15 protein-coding genes are annotated in these 17949 nt (G+C 58.2%); 9 read left to right on the top strand and 6 right to left on the bottom strand.

The window, feature by feature from the left end; translation table 11 throughout:
* Position 1 precedes the first annotated feature (1 nt).
* The 3 genes from MKI83_RS10320 to MKI83_RS10310 are packed head-to-tail and all read left to right on the top strand — an operon-like array spanning position 2 to position 3788.
* A complete protein-coding gene (locus MKI83_RS10320) occupies positions 2-3148 on the top strand; it encodes an efflux RND transporter permease subunit (protein WP_241585472.1) in 3147 nt (1048 codons plus the stop codon).
* Positions 3148-3552, top strand: a complete 405-nt coding sequence (locus MKI83_RS10315) for a hypothetical protein (RefSeq protein ID WP_241585471.1) — start codon at positions 3148-3150, stop codon at positions 3550-3552. Before MKI83_RS10320 ends, MKI83_RS10315 begins: the two co-directional genes overlap by 1 nt.
* 11 nt (positions 3553-3563) lie before the next feature.
* On the top strand, positions 3564-3788 hold the full coding sequence (locus tag MKI83_RS10310; RefSeq protein WP_241585470.1) for a cysteine-rich CWC family protein: 225 nt from the start codon (positions 3564-3566) through the stop codon (positions 3786-3788).
* A 17-nt stretch (positions 3789-3805) separates the two neighbouring features.
* Here the strand turns inward: MKI83_RS10310 and MKI83_RS10305 are convergent, their stop codons facing one another.
* Complete coding sequence (locus tag MKI83_RS10305) at positions 3806-5182, bottom strand: L-serine ammonia-lyase (protein ID WP_241585469.1); 1377 nt, start codon at positions 5180-5182, stop codon at positions 3806-3808.
* A gap of 117 nt (positions 5183-5299) precedes the next feature.
* The gene (locus tag MKI83_RS10300; RefSeq protein WP_241585468.1) at positions 5300-6232 is read right to left on the bottom strand and encodes a LysR family transcriptional regulator; all 933 of its coding nucleotides are present in this window, start codon (positions 6230-6232) and stop codon (positions 5300-5302) included.
* A gap of 112 nt (positions 6233-6344) precedes the next feature.
* Here MKI83_RS10300 and aptA point away from each other — a divergent pair, with 112 nt between their 5' ends.
* The 3 genes from aptA to MKI83_RS10285 all read left to right on the top strand — a co-directional run bounded on the left by aptA (position 6345) and on the right by MKI83_RS10285 (position 9853).
* Entirely contained in the window at positions 6345-7691 is a 1347-nt protein-coding gene (aptA, locus tag MKI83_RS10295; RefSeq protein ID WP_241586259.1) for an omega-aminotransferase AptA, read from the top strand.
* Positions 7692-7715: 24 nt separating this feature from the next.
* Positions 7716-9215: a CoA-acylating methylmalonate-semialdehyde dehydrogenase gene (locus tag MKI83_RS10290; protein ID WP_241585467.1), complete on the top strand. Its 1500-nt coding sequence runs from the start codon at positions 7716-7718 to the stop codon at positions 9213-9215.
* Between the two features lie 143 nt (positions 9216-9358).
* The gene (locus MKI83_RS10285) at positions 9359-9853 is read left to right on the top strand and encodes a GreA/GreB family elongation factor (RefSeq protein WP_241585465.1); all 495 of its coding nucleotides are present in this window, start codon (positions 9359-9361) and stop codon (positions 9851-9853) included.
* 64 nt (positions 9854-9917) lie between these two features.
* Here MKI83_RS10285 and MKI83_RS10280 read toward each other — a convergent pair whose 3' ends face one another.
* Together MKI83_RS10280 and MKI83_RS10275 are read right to left on the bottom strand one after the other, a co-directional pair.
* On the bottom strand, positions 9918-10793 hold the full coding sequence (locus MKI83_RS10280) for a prohibitin family protein (protein WP_370867381.1): 876 nt from the start codon (positions 10791-10793) through the stop codon (positions 9918-9920).
* Positions 10794-10956: 163 nt separating this feature from the next.
* Positions 10957-11295 carry a zinc ribbon domain-containing protein YjdM gene (locus MKI83_RS10275; protein WP_241585463.1) on the bottom strand — a complete coding sequence of 113 codons (339 nt, stop codon included), beginning with the start codon at positions 11293-11295 and terminating at the stop codon, positions 10957-10959.
* A 213-nt stretch (positions 11296-11508) separates the two neighbouring features.
* On the opposite strand from MKI83_RS10275, the gene MKI83_RS10270 reads away from it, so the two are divergent.
* From MKI83_RS10270 to moaD, 3 genes are all read left to right on the top strand, one after another.
* Entirely contained in the window at positions 11509-12897 is a 1389-nt protein-coding gene (locus tag MKI83_RS10270) for a PhoH family protein (RefSeq protein WP_241585461.1), read from the top strand.
* A gap of 80 nt (positions 12898-12977) precedes the next feature.
* Positions 12978-13460 carry a cyclic pyranopterin monophosphate synthase MoaC gene (gene moaC / locus MKI83_RS10265; RefSeq protein ID WP_241585459.1) on the top strand — a complete coding sequence of 161 codons (483 nt, stop codon included), beginning with the start codon at positions 12978-12980 and terminating at the stop codon, positions 13458-13460.
* Positions 13454-13702, top strand: coding sequence for a molybdopterin converting factor subunit 1 (gene moaD / locus MKI83_RS10260; RefSeq protein WP_241585457.1), 249 nt, complete (start codon positions 13454-13456; stop codon positions 13700-13702). The genes moaC and moaD overlap by 7 nt, the downstream gene beginning before the upstream one ends.
* A gap of 69 nt (positions 13703-13771) precedes the next feature.
* Here the strand turns inward: moaD and MKI83_RS10255 are convergent, their stop codons facing one another.
* Both MKI83_RS10255 and MKI83_RS10250 read right to left on the bottom strand, forming a co-directional pair.
* A complete protein-coding gene (locus tag MKI83_RS10255) occupies positions 13772-16837 on the bottom strand; it encodes an efflux RND transporter permease subunit (protein WP_241585455.1) in 3066 nt (1021 codons plus the stop codon).
* A complete protein-coding gene (locus MKI83_RS10250) occupies positions 16837-17928 on the bottom strand; it encodes an efflux RND transporter periplasmic adaptor subunit (RefSeq protein ID WP_241585453.1) in 1092 nt (363 codons plus the stop codon). Before MKI83_RS10250 ends, MKI83_RS10255 begins: the two co-directional genes overlap by 1 nt.
* Positions 17929-17949 lie beyond the last annotated feature (21 nt).

Genomic DNA, 17949 nt, shown 5'->3' with positions numbered 1-17949 from the left:
CATGCATGCCTTAATTGCCGCGGCGCTGGATCGCAGCCGCACCAGCTTACTGGCGCTGCTGTTTTTGGTGGTCGGGGGCTTCTTGGCCTATTTGGCCATCCCTAAGGAGTCCAATCCGGACGTCAGTATTCCGGTGATCTATATCTCCATGAGCCTTGAGGGCATCGCCCCAGAAGACTCGGAGCGTTTGTTAGTGCGGCCCATGGAGCAAGAGCTGCGCAGCCTTGAAGGCATTAAAGAAATGAGCTCGGTGGCCAGCGAAGGCCATGCTTCGGTCACCCTCGAATTTGACGCCGGCTTTAATGCCAAGCAGGCGTTGGCGGATGTGCGCGAGAAGGTCGACAACGCCCGCAGCAAGCTGCCCGAAGAAGCCGACGAGCCGGAAGTGCACGAAATCAACGTGGCGTTGTTTCCGGTGTTGTCGATTGGTTTGTCCGGCCCGATTTCTGAGCAAGAGCTGGTCTATATCGCCCGCCGTTTAAAAGACAACATCGAAGGCATCGGCCAAGTGCTGGAGGTCGAGATCGGCGGCGACCGCGAAGATTTGCTAGAAATTCTCGTCGATCCGCAAGTGCTGGATAGCTACGGCATCGACTACGCCGAGCTGGCCGGTTTTGTCACCCGCAACAACAAGCTGGTCGCCGCCGGTAGCCTCGATACTGGGGCCGGTCGCTTGGCGATGAAAGTGCCGGGCGTGATCGAAGATCTCGAAGACGTGCTCAGCCTGCCGATCAAGGTTGACGGTGACACGGTGGTGACCTTCGCGGACGTCGCCACGATAAGACGCACCTTTAAAGACCCGGAAGGTTTCGCCCGCATCAATGGCCAGCCGGCGGTGGTGCTGGAGGTGTCTAAGCGCAGTGGCGCCAACATCATCGAAACCATCGAGCAAGTCAAAGCCTTGATGGCGCAGGCCAAGCCGCTGCTGCCGGCGGGGCTTGAAGTCAGCTACATCATGGATCAGTCCAAAGAAGTCTCCGACATGCTCAGCGATCTGCTGAACAACGTGTTGGTGGCCATCGTGCTGGTGCTGATTTTGATTATGGCGACCATGGGCGTGCGCCCGGCGCTGTTGGTGGGGGTGACCATTCCCGGGGCATTCTTTACCGGCATCTTGCTGATCTGGTTGCTGGGTTACACGCTCAATATTGTGGTGCTGTTCAGCCTGATTCTGGTGGCGGGCATGCTGGTGGACGGCGCGATTGTGGTGTCCGAGCTGGCTGACCGCTATTTGGCGCAAGGGCAAAACCCGCGCCAAGCGTGGGTCAATGCCGCTACCCGCATGGCGTGGCCGGTGATTGCCTCCACGGCGACCACGGTGGTGGTGTTTATCCCGCTGCTGTTTTGGCCCGGCGTGGTCGGGCAGTTTATGAAATACCTGCCGGCCACGGTGATCTTGTGTCTGGCGGCTTCGTTGGCCATGGCGCTGATCTTTATGCCGGTGCTCGGCGCAGTGACCGGCGGCACGGTGGATCCCTCGCATGCACAAGCCAGCGGCGCGGGGCAGGGCTATCGGCGTTTGTTGGCGGCGCTGTTAAGTCGTCCGGCGACCACCTTGTTTGGCATGTTGGCCGCTGTGGTGCTGATTTACGTGGCGTATGGCAAGTTCAACCACGGCTTTGAGTTCTTCCCTGATGTGGAGCCCGAAAGCGCGCAAATTATGGTGCGCACGCGAGGTGATTTGTCGATTCAGGAAAAAGACGCCGTGCTGCGCCAAGTAGAGCAGCGCGTGCTGGGTATGAGCGAAGTGAAGGCGCTGTATGCGCGTTCCTTCGCGCAGGGTGATAACCGCTTGGCGGCCGATGTGATCGGCGTGTTGCAGTTCCAGTTTATTGACTGGCGCGAGCGTCGTCCCGCCAATGACATCCTCGCAGAAATGAACCGACGCTCGGCCGATGTGCCCGGTGTGCTGTTGGAGTTTCGCAAGCAAGAAAACGGCCCCAGCGATGGCAAACCGCTGAATATCAAGATCAATGGCCTCGACCCCGATGCCAGCTCGGCGTATGTCGATCAGCTGTTGCAGGCCATGCACAGCTTGGGCGGTTTTAAAGACATCGAAGACAATCGCGCGCTGCCCGGCATTGAGTGGCGCCTGACTGTCGACCGTGAAGCCGCCGCGCGCTTTGGTGCCGACGTGCTGAGCGTGGGCAATGCAGTGCAAATGGTCACCAATGGTTTGAAGGTGGCGACCTATCGCCCTGAAGACGCCACCGATGAGGTGGATATTCGCGTGCGCATGCCCGACAACTGGCGCTCGTTGGATCAGTTCAATCGTCTGACCCTGAACACCGCCAAAGGCCAAGTGCCGATGGGTAACTTTGTCACCTTAACGCCCGCGCCCAAGGTCGGCACACTGCGCCGCGTGGATGGCAAGCGCACCATCACCGTGCAGGCGGACTTTGAAGAAGGCTATCGGCTGGATGAGCGCCTGCCGGCCTTGCTGGCCGCCGTCGGTGAGCCGCCGGAGGGGGTGAATGTGCGCCTCGGTGGCGAGGATGAGGATCAAAAAGAAGCCGGCACCTTCTTGATGACCGCTTTCTTGGTGGCGATCTTTCTGATGGCGCTGATTTTGGTGACTCAGTTCAACAGCATCTACCAAGCCTTGTTGGTGTTGTCGGCGATTGTGCTGTCCACCGCGGGGGTGTTGCTGGGGCTGCTGTTGAACAGCCAGTCGTTTGGCGTGGTGATGGTCGGCATGGGGCTGATTGCCTTGGCCGGTATTGTGGTCAACAACAACATCATCCTGATCGACACCTATAACCAACTGCGGCGTCAGGGCTTAACCGCGTATGACGCCGCGCTGGAAACCGGCTGCCTGCGCTTGCGTCCGGTGTTGCTGACGGCGGTGACCACCGTGCTGGGGCTGATCCCCATGGTGCTGGGCATGAACGTGGACTTGGTGGGCGCGGAGCTGTCGATTGGCTCACCCTCAACCCAATGGTGGACGCAGCTTTCTAGTGCGATTGCCGGTGGTTTGACCTTTGCCACCGTCCTGACCTTGTTGTTTACCCCGTGCATGCTGGTGCTGGGCAGCCGCTTCGAGAAGCGTCAACCGCCGGTGGAAAGCTTCGATGACGACCTGCTGGACTTGCCCGAGGCGCTGCGCAAGCCTGCGCTGGCGACCATTCATGTTGAGGAAGCGCGCTGATGAAGCCATTGCTACGGGTCAGCGCCTTGATGCTGTTAAGCGTGCTGGGTTTTGCCGCCTTAGGCCCGCTACTCGGCGGTCTGCTCAGCCTGCCACTGCTGGGCGTGCGTGAGTTAGCCGCCTTGCCGGTGTGGCTGCACTACGCCTACCTGTTCGGCGTGCTGCCGGCGGCGTTGGCGGGGCTGCTTAACGCGGTGTTAGTGATCAGCTTTCGCACGCGTAACCCAGCCCCCTTGTGGCTGGGGCTGGTGGCCGGCTTGTTAGCCGCTTGCGTGTTTATCGGCCCCAGTGCCGAGGGCGATGACCTGCTGCATAAGGTTGTGGTGATCTTGCTGGCTTGCGGTGGCGCAGGCTGGGCTTGCGGGGTGCTGTTTAACCGTGGCCTACGCCGTGTGCTGGGCTAAAGGAGTCGTCGATGAGTTCTGTGGATGTGGAGCCGCCGGCAAGCAACTCACCGGCACGTTGCCCGTTGTGTGGGCAGAACAATCACTGCGGTAATTTAAACGACTCGACAGAGCCGTGTTGGTGCGCCGATGCCTCGGTCAGTTTTAGCGATAGCTTGCTGCGCCAAGTACCAGAGGCCGAGCGGAATAAGGCCTGTATCTGCAAGGCGTGCGCAGCGCAAAGTCCGCGCGACTGAATCAGCCTTTAATCGGCTCAGCACTCAATAATGTTGACCGCCAAGCCGCCACGGGCGGTTTCTTTGTATTTGCTCTTCATGTCCGCGCCGGTTTGGCGCATGGTGCGGATGACTTTATCCAGCGAGACAAAGTGCTGACCGTCACCGCGCAGGGCCATGCGGGCGGCGTTGATGGCTTTCACCGCGCCCATGGCGTTGCGCTCAATACAGGGCACTTGCACTAAGCCGCCGACCGGATCGCAGGTGAGGCCAAGGTTGTGCTCCATGCCAATTTCGGCGGCGTTTTCAACTTGTGCTGGGCTGCCGCCTAAGACTTCGCACAACGCGCCGGCGGCCATCGAGCAAGCCACGCCGACTTCGCCTTGGCAGCCGACCTCAGCGCCTGAGATCGAGGCCTGCTCTTTGTACAGAATGCCGATCGCCGCGGCGCTGAGTAAAAAGCGCACCACCCCGTCATCCGCTGCGCCGTGACAAAAGCGGCTGTAGTAGTGCAGCACCGCCGGCACGATACCGGCTGCCCCGTTGGTGGGCGCGGTCACCACGCGGCCGCCGCTGGCGTTTTCTTCGTTAACCGCGAGAGCGTACAGATTGACCCAGTCGAGCACGTTAAGGTGGTCGCGCAGATTGGCTTCGGGGTGCTCGCTGAGCTGGCGTTTGAGTGCCGGTGCGCGGCGTTTAACTTTGAGGCCGCCGGGCATGATGCCTTCGGTACGGCAGCCGGCGTCGACGCAGTCTTGCATTACCTGCCAAATGCCCAACAGTTGGCTGCGGGTTTCGGCCTCACTGCGCCAGACGGCTTCGTTGCGCAGCATCACTTGGCTGATCGACAACTGCTGCTCGGCGCAGTGCGCTAACAGTTGTTTGGCGGTGGTGAAGGGCAGCGGCAGCGCCGTGGTGTCGGCGACAATACGGTCAGCGCCGGCGGCGTTGTCGTCCACCACAAAACCGCCGCCAACCGAGTAGTACTCACGCTCACGCACTTGCACGCCGGCTTGATCAAAAGCGCGAAAAATCATGCCGTTGGGGTGGTAGGGCAAGGGCTTTCTGATCAGTTGCAGGTGTTGTTTTTCGACAAAGCCAACCGCGTGTTGGCCGAGTAGGTGGATCTGCCCGCTGTCGCGGATTTGGGCTAAGTAGGCCGCTACTTGGCGGGTGTCGACGCGGTCAGGGTAGTGCCCCTGCAAGCCCAGCATGACGGCGGTGTCGCTGCCGTGGCCTTTGCCAGTGGCGCCGAGCGAGCCGTACAGCTCAGCTTTGACGCCGTCAACCTGCGTCAGTAGGCCATCGCGCTGTAAGCCTTCGACAAAGCGCACCGCAGCCAGCATTGGCCCTACCGTGTGGGAGCTCGATGGGCCAATGCCAATCTTGAACAGGTCAAACACACTCAGGGCCATAACAGACTCGCAAACAAGGGGCTGTTATTAGCTTAGTCAGCCGAGGTCGATATAGCAGGCGCGGATGCGACAGCCTTGGTAGCTCTGGCGACTTAGAGCGGTCAGTGGCGGCTTGGCTTAAAAGGGGCTGTCGGCGGTGGCAGCAAGCGCATCGAGAAAGCACTCCAGCACCAGATTCGGCCGCCGCCCCTTGCGGGTAACCGAGGCCAGTTGCAGCTCATAAAAACGGCTATCCGCTTTTAGCGCGCGCAAGCGGCCTTGTTGCAGCCAACTTTGCGCGTAGTGGTCGGGCAGGTAGCCAATGTAGCGGCCGGTCAAAATTAAAAACGCCATGCCTTCGCGGTCGCTGGCGCTGGCGGTGCAGTTCAGCCGCTGATAATGGGCTTGCACATCGGCGGGCAGGCGAAAGGTCGGGGCAATGGCTTCTTGCTCATCCAGTCGCGCGTCGCTGAGCTTGTTATCGTCGACATAAAACAGCGGATGGCCAACCGCGCAGTACAGCAGCGAGCGTTCACCGTACAAGGTTTGATAGTCCAGCCCCGAGAGCGGGGTGGTTTGTGGCACCACGCCCACTTGCAGGCGACCGTCGAGTACGCCTTGCTCGACCTCGCCCGGTGGGCTCATGCGGATATTGATCTGCACATCTGGGCCTTGTTCTTTCAGGCGCGACAACGCATTGCTGATGCGCATGTAGGGGATGGTCACCAGGTTATCGGTCAAGCCGATATTGAGTTCGCCGCGCAGGTGGCGGTGCAGGCTGTTGACCTCGCTACGAAAGCCCTCCAGCGCCGCCAGCAATTGCAGGCTGGCTTGGTAGACCTCTTGGCCCTCTTCGGTGAGGGCGAAGCCGGCGCGGCCACGCTGACATAAACGCAGGCCTAGGCGCTGCTCCAGATCGCTCATTTGTTGGCTGATGGCCGAGCGCCCGATACCCAGCGCGCTTTCTGCGGCAGAAAAGCCACCGCACTCGACCACCGCGCGAAACACCCGCAGTAGGCGAATCTCAAAATCGCTGACTTGGGCCAGTGGGTCGGCGCGGCGTTGGCTCATTGTTTATTGATCCTGCAACTTAAGGTCTTAAGAGTTGTATTTTTGTGAATCTAACCCCGTGGCAGTCTAGGCTCAACGTTTAATGCACACCTTGTCTCGCTGGAGCGTGACCATGAACATGCCGCAAGCCTTTAGCGTTCGCCCAACCGCTGAACTCAAACTGGATAGTTTTTGGATGCCGACCACGGCCAACCGCAACTTTCAGCGCGACCCGCGCATGATTGTTGGGGCTGAGGGTAAGCACCTGATTGATGACCAAGGCCGCCGCGTTTTCGACAGCTTGTCAGGCCTATGGACCTGCGGTGCGGGGCATTGCCGCAGCGAGATTCAGCAGGCGGTGGCGCAGCAGTTGGGCACGTTGGACTATTCGCCGGGCTTTCAATTTGGCCAGCCGTTGGCGTTTCAGTTGGCGGAAAAAGTCGCCCAGTGGATGCCCAGCGAGTTAGGCCACGTGTTTTTCACCAACTCCGGCAGCGAATGCGCCGACACAGCGGTGAAAATGGCGCGCGCCTACTGGCGCTTAAAAGGCCAAGCCAGCAAAACCAAATTGATTGGCCGTGCGCGCGGCTATCACGGCGTCAATATCGCCGGCACCAGCTTGGGCGGCATTGGCGGTAACCGCAAAATGTTCGGCAGCTTTATGGACGCCGACCACCTGCCGCATACCCTGCAGCCGCAACTGGCTTATACCCGTGGCATGGCCGACACCGGCGGTGTGGAGTTAGCCAACGAGCTACTCAAGCTGATTGAGTTGCACGATGCCTCCAACATTGCGGCGGTGATTGTCGAGCCAATGTCCGGCTCAGCCGGCGTGATCGTGCCGCCTAAGGGTTATTTAGAGCGGCTGCGTGAAATCTGTACGCAGCACAATATTCTGCTGATTTTTGATGAGGTGATCACCGCCTTCGGCCGCATGGGCACGCGCACCGGCGCTGAGTTTTTTGGCGTGACGCCCGATTTGCTCAATTGCGCTAAGCAAATTACCAACGGTGCCATCCCCATGGGCGCGGTGGTGGCTAGCCGTGAGATTTATCAAACCTTCATGGCGCAGGCATCGCCGGAGCACATGATTGAGTTCTCCCACGGTTACACCTATTCCGCCCATCCGGTGGCCTGTGCTGCCGGTTTGGCGACGCTGGACCTGCTCGAGCGTGAGCACTTGCTGGAGCAATCCGCAGCGTTGGCGCCGGTCTTTGAAGACAAGCTGCATGGCCTCAAAGGTAGCCGCCACGTGGTGGATATCCGCAACTGTGGTTTGGCCGGTGCGTTGCAAATTGCCCCGCGCGATGGTGACGGCGTGATTCGCCCCTTTGAGGCTGGGCTCAAGCTATGGCAAGCCGGCTTCTATGTGCGCTTTGGTGGCGACACCCTGCAATTTGGCCCCACCTTTAACACCACCGCCGATGAGTTAGACCGTGTGTTTAACGCCGTGGGCGATGTGCTGAACCAATTGGACTGATGTGAATTTCTTGGAGCGTTATTAATGACTACCCCGATCATGCACCTGATCAACGGCCAGTTGGTGTCTGGCGCGGCGCGCACCGCCGATGTGTTCAATCCTTCGCAGGGCAAGGTAATCCGTCAGGTTGAATTAGCCGATAAAGCCACCGTCGAGCAGGCCATTGCGGCCGCCAAGGCCGCTTACCCGGCGTGGCGTAACACGCCGCCGGCCAAGCGGGCGCAGGTGATGTTCCGCTTTAAGCAGCTGCTGGAAGAAAACGAAAGCAAGATCGCCGAGTTGATCAGCCAAGAGCACGGCAAAACGCTGGAAGACGCCATTGGCGAACTCAAGCGCGGCATCGAGAACGTTGAGTTTGCTTGCGGCGCGCCGCAACTGCTCAAAGGCGAGTACAACCGCAATGCCGGCCCTAATATCGACTGCTGGAGCGATTTCCAGCCGCTGGGCGTGGTAGCCGGCATCACGCCGTTTAACTTTCCCGCCATGGTGCCGCTGTGGATGTATCCACTGGCCATCGTCTGCGGCAATACCTTTGTCTTAAAACCCTCTGAGCGCGACCCGAGTTCGACCTTGATGATCGCCCAGCTGCTGCAAGAAGCCGGTTTGCCCGATGGCGTGATGAACGTGGTGCAGGGCGATAAGTTAGCGGTCGATACGCTGATTGAGTCGCCCACGGTGAAGGCCATTAGTTTTGTCGGCTCTACCCCGATTGCTGAATACATTTACAGCGAAGCCAACAAGCGCGGTAAGCGTGTGCAAGCGTTGGGTGGGGCGAAAAACCATGCGGTGGTGATGCCCGATGCCGATCTGGATAACGCCGTTAATGCCCTGATGGGCGCGGCGTATGGCTCGTGCGGCGAGCGCTGCATGGCGATCTCGGTGGCGGTAGCGGTAGGCGACCCGGTGGCTGACGCGCTGGTGGCTAAGCTGACGCCGAAAATTCAGGCGCTCAAGGTCGGTGCGGGCACCTCTTGTGGGCTGGACATGGGCCCGCTGGTCACGCGTCAGCATTGCGACAAAGTCCGCGGCTACGTCGATCAAGGCGTGCAAGAGGGCGCGCAGCTGGTGGTGGATGGTCGCGGCCTGAGCGTATCGGGTCTTGAAGAGGGTTACTTCTTGGGTGGCTGCCTGTTCGATCAGGTTAAGCCTGAGATGACCATCTACCGCGATGAAATCTTTGGCCCCGTGTTATGCATCGTGCGCGTTGGCAGTCTGGAAGAGGCCATGCAGCTGATTAACGAACACGAATACGGTAACGGCACCTGCATCTTCACCCGTGATGGCGAATCAGCCCGCCTGTTCTGCGACGAGATCGAAGTCGGCATGGTCGGCGTTAACGTGCCGCTGCCGGTGCCGGTCAGCTATCACAGCTTTGGCGGCTGGAAGCGTTCGCTGTTTGGCGATCTGCACGCCTACGGCCCCGATGGCGTGCGCTTTTACACCAAGCGCAAAACCATCACCCAACGCTGGCCCGAGCGTGCCAGCCACGAGGCCGCGCAGTTTGCGTTTCCCAGTAATGGCTAACTCTGCGCACAGCGCTTGGGTGCCTGTTTGAGCCCCCGATGAAGCCGGCCTTGCGCCGGCTTCATGCTGCAGGGCTAACGTGAAAGACTTGGTCTTTCGCTGGCTTTAACGCAAGCTTCGCGCTGGATGTTGAGAAGTCAGCTATGGACAAACCATTGTTACGCGAGTGCGTCCTCGCACAGCTCGAAGCCGATCTTGCGGTGGCTGTGCAGGCGGCAAAAACTGCGCATGAGACGGCCACCGCCGAAGAGAATATTGCCGAGAACAAGTACGACACCCTAGGCCTTGAGGCCGCGTACTTGGCAGCCGGGCAGTCTCGCCGTGTGCAGGAAATTACCCAAGCGCTGCAGCGCTTACAGCAGCTGACGTGGCGCGATTATGACCCAGAGCTCGGGGTTGATCTGGGCGTGGTGGTGCAGTTGCAAGGTGCCCTGCAGCAGGGGCAAAACCCATCACGCTGGTTGTTGTTGCTGCCGGATGCGGCGGGACTAAAAATCACCTTTGCCGAGCGCCAGATCATGCTGGTCAGCCCACAGTCACCCATGGGGCAGGCATTGCGTGGGCGCTTGATCGGTGACGAAGTGGCGCTCGCGACGGCTGCACCGTTACAGCGCTTGCAGCTACGGCAAGCGTATTGAGGCAAAGAACAAGCCGCCAACCCCAGAGGCTGACGGCTTTGCCGATTAACAGGCTGCGTCGTGCTTAACGCATGGTGTCGATAAACGGCACCGTGTCGCCCGGCAGTACCGTGGTGGGCAGCACACCGTTCCAGCGCTCGGCTTTGGTGAGTTCAACGAGGTTTTTATTGCTGGCTAAGGCATCGGCGCGCGCGCGGATGGCTTCGGCTTCGGCTTGGCCGCGTAGGCGGGTTGCTTCAGCATCGGCTTTGGCTTGCGCGAGTTTTGAGTCGGCCTCAGCTTGGGCTTGGGTGACGCGAATCTGCGCTTGAACTTGCTCGGTGGCTAGCTGTTGCTCGCGGGTTTTGACCTGCACTTCGGCGGTCATGCGTGCTTCAACGGCCTTTTCATAAGCGTCGGAGAAGTCGATGTTCTCAATCTGTACGCTGTCGATCACCACCGGGCCTTGGATGCTTTCCTTGATGGCATTGGAAATATCACTCACCAACTGCCCACGGTTTTGTACCGCAGCCACCGCATTGTAGCGCCCAAAGACGTTCTCCACTTGGGTCGGTACTTGGCGGCTGATCAGGCGATCACGCATGGCGTCGCTAGTCTGGTAGGCGGTGTAGACCTTGGCCACTTCAGTCGGCGCTACGTGCCAAGAGACCGACACCCGCAGAGTGGCGGCTTGTTGATCTTTACTGTAGGCCTGCAAGCGGTCGTAGAGCGAGACTTGGCTTTGCACAGAAATGCGCTTAACCGTTTCAAAGAACGGTACTTTGAACGACAGGCCAGGCTCAATCACGCCAACCAGCGCACCGTTACGCAGCAGCACGCCGCGCTCGGTTTCATCGACGGTGTACCACGAGTTAGCTAGGCAAAATGCACCGAATAAGCCAGCGGCGGCTAAACCCATGAGCTTGCTGTTAAGGCGCGGAGGGGTGAACTGCTCGGACATCACAAGATCCTTTTGACCAGAAAAAGGCACCGCGCGACGCACGGCTTAAAAACCCATGGCCAACCCTAACCAACACGCCTTGCAGGAGCAAGGCGTGAGGTTAAAGCGTAGCGATTGGATCTTTTATCGGTGGGGCAGGCTTGTTGGCGCAGCAGAGAAGGGCTTAGGCCTTCTTCACAAACTCGCTTTTGAGTTTCATGGCGCCAATGCCGTCGATTTTGCAGTCGATATCATGGTCACCATCGCACAGGCGGATGTTTTTGACCTTGGTGCCGACTTTGACCACCAGCGAGCTGCCTTTGACCTTGAGGTCTTTGATCACGCTGACGGTGTCGCCATCGGCCAGCACGTTGCCGACAGAGTCTTTGATCACGCGCTCATCGCTGACGGCATCGCTGCCATCGGCGCTCCACTCGTGTGCGCACTCGGGGCAGATCAGCATTAGGCCGTCTTCGTAGGTGTAGGGGGATTCACATTTGGGGCAGGCAGGTAGAGTGCTCATTGGCGTACTTTTGCAGGTGGAAAGCCCTTCATTGTAAGAGGTTAAGCGGCGCTTGTGGGTAAAGTGCGCTAAATGCATGTTTCTGTGGGTGAAATAACCTTTTTGTCTTAGTGCTGTAACGTTTTTTGCGCTAAAGGTTAAACAAGCGCGGAGCGTTTCGGGGGTGAAACGCTTCGTGTTAGCCGCCCATCATCAGGCAAAGGGGAATGCACTATGGCCGCACGCGGACGCACGCCGACTCAACCCACCTGCTACGTGCTCGACACCAACGTTCTGATTCACGATCCCAACGCGTTACTCAATTTTCAGGAGCACCAAGTGGTGCTGCCGATGACGGTTCTGGAGGAGTTGGATCAACTCAAAAGCGGTAAACACAGTGTGGCGGCCGAGTGCCGGCAAGCGATTCGCCTGATCGACAAAGTGCTCGGCGCAGCCACACCGCAGCAAGTGGAAGACGGCGTGCCCATCGTGCGGGATAAGTCTGGGCCGTGTGGCGTGCTATCGATTTTGATGAACAAGCGCGCGGTGCCGATCACCTATCTGCCGGAAAACCTTAACGACAACAAAATCATCAACCAGCTGGTCGAGCTAAAAAGCCGTCGTCCCGGTGGCCGGGTGGTGTTGGTCAGTAAAGACATCAATATGCGCTTGAAGGCGCGCGCCTGTGGGGTGGATGCAGAGGATTACCACACCGACCAGCTGGTGGATGATATCGACCTGCTGCCCAGTGGTTACCAAACTGTCGAGGGTTCGTTCTGGGATCGTGTGCATAAGGTTGAAACGCAGCAAGGCGCGGGGCGCACGTGGCATCGAGTGCAACTGATCGATAATTTGCCGTCACTCAACATCAACGAGTTTATTGTTGATCAGCAAGGATTTGTCGGTTGGGTGAAAGGTATTGAAGGTAAAGAGCTGACCTTGCTCGACTTGCACAAAGAGCCGTTGCTGCACCAAGAGGCATGGGGCTTAAAGCCACGGGATATTTATCAAGCGCTGGCGCTGTACAGCTTGCTTGATCCGGATATTCATTTGGTCAATCTGACCGGGGCAGCCGGTTCGGGTAAAACCATTTTGGCCTTGGCGGCAGCCATCGAGCAGACCATGGTGGATAAACGCTATCGGCGCATTATTGCCACCCGCAGCACGCAAGGGCTGGATGCCGATATCGGTTTCTTGCCCGGCACGGAGGCCGAGAAGATGGAGCCTTGGCTCGGCGCGATCACCGATAACCTTGAAGCGCTGCACATGGATGACGAGAGCACGCACGGCAGCGTGGAGTACATCCTCGATAAGGTGCCGTTGCAGTTTAAGTCGCTTAATTACATCCGTGGCCGCAGCTTTCAGCAGAGCTTTATGCTGATCGACGAGTGCCAAAACCTCACCCCGCACCAAATCAAAACCATCATCACCCGGGCCGGCAGTGGCACTAAGGTAGTGTGCTTGGGCAACTTGGCGCAGATTGATACGCCGTATTTGTCGGCGCCCAGTTCCGGTCTTACCTATCTGACAGAGCGCTTTAAAGAGTTCCCCTTTGGTGTGCATGTGCACCTGCAAGGCGTGCCGCGCTCACCGCTGGCGGAGTTTGCCGAAGCCAACTTATAACGCGTACTTGCTTTGTGTCAGGGTGTGGCCAATGCCGGCAGGGTTACAATGCCGGCATTGGCGTTTTTGGAGGAAGTGCAGTGCTAAGTCATATTGATGCGCAAGGTCAGGCGCGCATGGTGGATGTCACCGAAAAAGCCGTTACCCAACGCAGCGCCACCGCCGAGGCGTGGGTACGCATGTTGCCCGCCACCTTGCAGTTGATCCAAGAAGGCGGGCACCCCAAGGGGGATGTGCTGGCAGTGGCGCGGATTGCCGGCATTCAGGCGGCTAAACGCACGCCGGATTTGATCCCGCTGTGTCATCCGCTGATGCTCACCGGGGTCAAGGTCGAGTTGACACCGCAAGGCGACGACCGCGTGCATATTCTGGCGACTTGTAAACTGGCTGGGCAAACCGGTGTCGAGATGGAAGCCTTGACCGCCGCTAGCGTCGCCGCACTGACCCTGTACGACATGTGCAAGGCGGTGGACAAAGGCATGGTGATTGAACAGGTGCGTCTGCTAGAAAAAAGCGGCGGCAAGAGTGGCTTGTATCAGGCCGAGGAGAGCAGCCCATGCTGACGGTTAAATTCTTTGCTCGTTACCGTGAAGCGCTCGGCACTGAGGGCGAGCAACTGGCGTGGCAAGATGATTGGCGCACCTTGGCGGACGTGCGCGATGCGCTATTAGTGCGTGGCGCAGCGTGGCAAGTCTTGGCTGAGAGCACCTTGATGTGTGCGGTGAATCAAGAGCTGGTGTCGCTCGATACCCCGTGCGCTGACGGTGACGAGGTGGCGTTTTTCCCCACGGTGACCGGCGGTTAAAACGCGAATTGGCGCTGCCAGAAACAACAAGGGGAGCCAATGGCTCCCCTTGTTGTTTCTGGTGCAGGTTTACGCTTTTAACTGCGGCTTAATGCCGAAGAACAAGGTGAACAGCACCGGCACGACGACCAAGGTCAGCAAGGTCGCGGCGGCCAGACCAAACATGATCACCACAGCCATGCTTTGGAAGAATGCATCACCCAACAGCGGAGCCATGCCCAAAATGGTGGTTAACGCCGCCATCGACACCGGGCGGACACGACTCACCGCCGCATCGACCACGCACTCGTAAGCATCTTTGCCGCTGGCCAGCTGCAGGTTGATCTCATCCACCAGCACAATGCCGTTTTTAATCAGCATGCCCGATAAGCTCAATATGCCCAGCAAGGCCATGAAGCCGAAGGGGATGCCAGTCATCAAAAAGCCTGCGGTCACCCCGATCATTGCCAGTGGCACGGTGATCCAGATCACCGAGGCTTGTTTGAACGAGTCAAACAGCAGCACGGTAATGATGAACATCACCAAGAAGCCTAGCGGTAAGGCACCAAAGACCGCCGTTTGCGCTTTTTGTGAGTTCTCCAGCTCACCACCCCATTCCAAGGTGTAGCCCGTGGGTAGCTGAATGTCCTCGATCTGATGTTGAACGCGAGCCATCATTTGCGGCGCGGTTTCCCCGCTGATGATGCTGGGATCGGCCATCACGGTGAGGGTGCGGTGGCGGTTGCGGCGCATGATGAGCGCGTTTTCCCACTCGGTTTCAAAGCTGCTCACTACCTGACTGACAGGAATATAGGCACTCAGTGCTTGGCTCCAGACTTGCAGGTTGTTCATCTGACTGGCGTCGAGACGCTCATCAGACGGTGGGCGCGCGATGATCGGCAGCATCCGCGTGCCATCGCGGTAGAGACCGACTTGCATGCCGGAGAAGTTCGTCAGCAAGGCGCTGTCGAGATCCGATTTATTAACCCCTGTTGCGCGTGACTGGGCTTCATCCAACTGCGGACGAATCACCTTGCTGCGGTTGCGCCAGTCATGCATCACGCCGGTAGATACGAGGTCAGCAAGCAAAATGTGTTCGGCCTGTTGACCCAGTTTGCGCAGCACATCGGGGTCGGGGCCGTTGAAGCGCGCCTCAATTTTTGCCCCGCCGCCGGGGCCAAGCATCAATTGGCGGAACTTGATGTTGATATTGGGCAGCGTCTCCGGCAGCGCCTTATCCAGCTGGTTGATCAGCGGAATAATGTCCTCTGCGGTGTTCGCGCGGACCAAAATTTGCGCGTAGTTGGCGTAACTCTTTTCCGGGTCGTAGGTGAGGATGAAGCGCATCGCGCCTCGACCAATAGTGCTCACCGTGCGCTCGACACGTTCGTCTTCGTGGATCAGTTTTTCTGCCGCGATGACGGCCGCTTCGGTGTCGCGAATGTCGGTCCCTTGCGGTAGCCACACGTCAATAAAGAACATGGGGGTGTTGGACGGTGGGAAGAAGCTTTGCCGCACTTGGCCAAATCCGCCAATCGCCACCACCAGCATGGCGCCCAAGACCACTAGCGTGACCACGCGAAAGTGCATGCAGAAATCGAGCAAACGCCGATACAGCGCAAAGATGATGCCTTTGTACGGATCGCTGTCGGTGCTTTCACCGTTGGCGATTTGCTCTTTAAACATCAGCGAGCAAAAGAACGGCGTAATGGTGATGGCTGTCACCCAGCTCAGCATCAACGAGATCAGCAAAACCTGGAATAACGAGTAGCAATATTCGCCAGTGGAGTCACTGGACAGGCCAATCGGGGCGAACGCCAGAACCGCAATCACGGTAGCGCCGAGCAGCGGCATGGCGGTTTGCTTGACGATGCCGTTGGCCGCTTCCAGCTTACTCTGGCCGCGCTGTAAGCCCACCAGAACGCCTTCGACCACCACGATGGCGTTATCCACCAACATCCCGAGGGCAATAACCAGTGCCCCCAAAGAAATACGCTGTAGCTCAATGCCCCACAGCTTCATGAAAATAAAGCTGCCAAGTACGGTAAGGGCGAGAATTAAGCCGATTAATAGACCGCTGCGCAGGCCCATAAAGATCAGCAGGATACCGACCACAATCACCACCGAGGCGATGAAGTTGAGTACGAAGCTCTGTACCGAGGCGTCGACTTCCAGCGATTGGTTGTAGAAGGTGTCGATGGTCATGCCGGCAGGGCGCGCCTCATCGAGTTCGGCGAGGCGGGCTAACACGGCTTGGCCGGCATCAACCACGTTAACTTTTGGCGCAAACGATACGCCCAGCGCCAACGCGCTTTGCCCGTTGGAGCGGTAAAGGTTGGTGGGTACTTCGGAGAAGCCGCGCTTAATGTTGGCAATGTCGCTGAGGTAGATCAGCTTGGTGGCACCGGGTTGGCTAATCAGCAAGCGCTCTAGCTCAGACACATGCTGGAATTCGCCGGTTGGGTGCAGGCGGATGTACTCGGAGCCGACACGAATGCTGCCAGCATTAGACACCACGTTTTGGCTTTGCAAGATGCTAAAGACTTGTTCGGGCGATATGCCCAAAGCGGTCATCTTGGTGCGCGACATTTCGATCTGCACTTGCTCTTGTAGCGTGCCGTTGAGGTTAACTTTGCCGACGCCGGGCACCAGCACCAGTTCGCGGCGCAGCAGATCCGCAAAGTCGCGCAGTTCTTGATAGCTATAGCCGGTGCCGGAAATGTTTAGCCAGATACCAAACACATCACCAAAGTCGTCGTTCACCACCGGCGCTTTCACGCCGGGCGGCAGGCTGGGCGCAAGATCGTTCACCTTACGACGCAGTTCATCCCAAATCTGCGGCAGATCATCGGGGCCGTAGTTGTTTTGAATGTCGACGGTGATTTGCGTCATGCCGTTGCTGGAAATCGAACGGATTTTGTCGATATACGGCAACTGCTGGATGGCGTTTTCCAGCGGGTAGGTGACTTCTTCTTCAACCTGCTGCGGTGATGCGCCTGGGTATTGGGCGGTAACCACCGCGGTTTTGATGGTGAACATGGGGTCTTCAAGGCGACCCAATTCTAAAAAGGCGATCGAACCGCCGATGCCTAACAATAAGGTCACTAGCCAGCTAGTGACCTTATGCTGAATAAAATAGCCCGCTAGGTTGTTCATTACAGACCCCGCTCACGTACCCAAGGCTTAACTGCCGCGTTATCACGCAGTTCGCGGCCGCCGGCAGTGACGACTTGGTCGCCAGCTTGCAGACCTTCGAGAATCTGCAAGCCTTTGCCGGTGATTTGGCCGACTTTGACTTCGCGTTGGGTGACGCGCAGGGTGCCTTGCTCATCAGCTTGAGCAATCCACACCACTTGTTTTTTGGCGTTGTCTTGATCTGGGCTAAACACCGCTTCGACCGGCACCACTTGCGGGATAAAGGTGTCACCGTAGAGCTTGGAGAAGTCGACAATAACGGTGGCGCTCATGCCAGGCAGGGCGGTGAAGTTGGTGGGTTTTTCGAAGCTGACGGTGACTTGATATGACAGCGTCTTGGGGTCAGGGATGGTGGAGAACTCTTTGACGACCGAGTCAATGATGGCGCCGTCGGCGCTGTCGAGGCGGACTTGCGGATGATAGCCACGCTGCTCGGTATTAATCCCGGTCAGCATGTTTTCCGGCACTTGGAAGGTGGCATCCAATAAGTTGCCCGCTTGGATTTTGACCACAGGCTGCTTGGCTTGTACGACTTGGAAGTTGTCTAAGTAAGTTGCCGCGATAATGCTGTCGTAGGGGGCGCGTAGGTTGGTGTAGTCCAGTTCTTGTTTGGCCATGCGAAGCGAGGCTTCGGCTGAGTCCATTTGCGCTTTTTTCTGGTCGTACTCTGAGCGAGAGACCATTTCGCGTTCAACCAGCTTAGCCATGCGGCCAAACTGAGCGCGCGCTAGATCATAAGTGGCTTGGCGATCTTTGACTTGCAGGTTGTAGTCGGCAGGGTCGAGCTTAGCGATCAGGTCGCCTTTTTTGACGCGCTGACCTTGCAGCACCGGAAACTCTTTAAGCTCGCCACTGACGCGGAAGGACAGCTCAGCTTCCTGTGTGGCTTGAATGCGTGCTGGAAACTCTCGAACCAAGCTGGTGCTTAAGTCCGCTACTGCGATCAGCTTGACTGGGCGCACTACTTCTTTGGCCGGCGGGACTTGTTCTTGGTCACAGGCGGTGATGAGTAGAGGCAGTAACAGCAGGGTTAATGGCTTCAGCGGACGCATGGTGTCTCCTAGACAAGTAAA

Source organism: Atopomonas sediminilitoris (assembly GCF_022601735.1).
GTDB lineage: Bacteria > Pseudomonadota > Gammaproteobacteria > Pseudomonadales > Pseudomonadaceae > Atopomonas > Atopomonas sediminilitoris.
The sequence above is the reverse complement of the archived record's forward strand: the minus strand, read 5'-3'. Positions and strand labels throughout refer to the sequence as shown.